Raw genomic sequence first — 2,166 nt, forward strand, 5'->3', positions numbered from 1 at the left:
TCAACAAAAACAAAAACTCTGGTTAGCGATCATAAAACAGACAAGGAGGTTGTCAGAAACATAGCTGCGGAATTTGGAAAGGAAATGATCACAATTAATTTTGGCACATCTTCCGGGCCATTATCTGTATTTCCAGAGGATTTTGGAACAATAATTCCATTAACATTTTTTAAGAATAAAAGGATAAGCATAATAGGCCAGCCAAGAATAACTGACCGGGCTAAATTAATGCGCCTTGGCAGAAGCATATGGAATACCGTTAACAGCATGGATAAAAAAATAAGCGTCATATTCAGTGCAGACCAGGCACATACACATAGCAGCCTTGGACCATACGGATACTCTGATTATTCCAGTGTATATGATAAAAAAATTAGGGAATTTTTTCAATCAGGTTCATTAAATGGTATTGAAAATATAGATGAGGGCGTTATAATTGAGGCGAAAACTGACAGTTACTGGAACATGGTCATACTTAATGGATTTTTAAAGAGTTCTGGAATGCATGTAACAATGGACTATTATTACGTTGAAAAATATTTTGGCATGCTCCTTGGACATGGAATAGTGTAAGAAAAATTTTAATATCATGCTATATCATTAATTTAAAAATAAATATTTAATTCAATATAAACAAAACATTTAAACTGTATATTTTGAATTGGTTTATTATGTACGATGAAAATTTTGAGCATTATAAAAATGCACGGAATAATGGTGGAATAATATACAATAATGAGAAACATTGCTGGGAGTTATACACCTATGATGCCTGCAAGTATGTTTTAATGCATGATGATATATTTTCTTCCAATTCAAAATATTTTGGAGGAAATGGCGGCCTCAGCTTCATAAACATGGACAATCCAGAACATAAGGAATACAGAAACATAATCGCACCATACTTTATGACATCAAAAATTAATGAAATGAGGCAGGATATAACAGATATATCCAATGAACTTATTAAAAACCTTCAATTTAATTCCGATATAGTAAAGGATTATGCCGTGGAATTACCTGTTAGGGTTATCTCCAATTTATTGGGAATACCAAAAAATGATAGGGAAAAATTTAAGGAATGGTCTGATTACATCATAGGCAATAAAAGAGATGACAATTTTGCTGCCATTAATAATTATATGATTGAAAAACTGTCGGGGCTATTTTCACAAAATCCTGAAAATGGCATTATGTCCGTTATAAGCACCGCAAATGTAAATAACAGGAATCTTGATCTAAATGAGAAAATAGGTTATATTATGTTATTAATAATAGGTGGAAATGAGACCACAACAAATTTAATAACAAACATGCTTAAGGCTTTATCAGACAATGAGGATATTATTAATAACCTAAACACTGAAAGAAACATACATGATTTTATAGAGGAAACCTTAAGATATTACTCACCAATCCAGTTTTTACCGCATAGATTTGCCATTGATGATACAGACATTAATGGTATTCATATCAACAAAGGCCAGAGAATATCTGTATTCCTGGGATCTGCAAACAGGGATGAAAACATATTTGATAAACCCGACGAATTTATTTTAAGGGACAGAAACGAACATATTGCCTTTGGCAGGGGGCCGCATATGTGCATTGGCGCCCCACTGGCAAGGTTGGAGGCTGATATAGCATTAAATGATTTTCTTGAGAATTATAAAAAAATAAGGATAGATAATAAAAAATCAATACTTTTAGAAAATCCAATGGTTTATGGATATCAAAAAATGTTTTTTGGATAGTTATATAAATTAAATTTTATAATTCCGGCATGGACAATGTAACCACAAAGTTTGGAACATCCACAATCTCTGATATTTTTAAATTGCCTATAATGCTGCATAGTATGTATGCCTCATCCCTTTTAAATCCCCTGTTTTCCAGATATTTTATCATCTCCCTGACGGCTATTTTTGCGGCCTCATATATGTTATTATTTATACCCATTGTATTTACAAATTTCCCCGAAATGTTATCATTTTCGTAATTAACTATTCTTGGATAATCTGTTTTTGTATTTTTTATAACCTCTACTGTAATTTCAGCCTCACAGGAAGTTTCCACCGCTGTTCCGGTTACCTCTCCATCCCCCTGCAGCGCATGTGGATCAGCAAATGATATTAATGCCCCAGATACATTCACTGGCAAATAAAG

The 2,166-nt window shown here is 32.9% G+C and carries 3 protein-coding genes; 2 read left to right on the top strand and 1 reads right to left on the bottom strand.

Going from position 1 to position 2,166, the window contains the following annotated elements; translation table 11 throughout:
- The coding region (locus AOG54_RS02775; protein WP_449222424.1) for a DODA-type extradiol aromatic ring-opening family dioxygenase at positions 1-573 on the top strand (573 nt) is incomplete at its 5' end.
- A gap of 98 nt (positions 574-671) precedes the next feature.
- Positions 672-1,754, top strand: coding sequence for a cytochrome P450 (locus tag AOG54_RS02780; protein ID WP_055032379.1), 1,083 nt, complete (start codon positions 672-674; stop codon positions 1,752-1,754).
- 16 nt (positions 1,755-1,770) lie between these two features.
- On the opposite strand, the gene AOG54_RS02785 is transcribed toward AOG54_RS02780, so the two are convergent.
- Positions 1,771-2,166 (bottom strand): acetamidase/formamidase family protein (locus AOG54_RS02785; protein WP_201779312.1); only part of this gene is annotated, 396 nt, incomplete at its 5' end.

This window comes from Acidiplasma aeolicum (genome assembly GCF_001402945.1).
Taxonomy (GTDB): domain Archaea; phylum Thermoplasmatota; class Thermoplasmata; order Thermoplasmatales; family Thermoplasmataceae; genus Acidiplasma; species Acidiplasma aeolicum.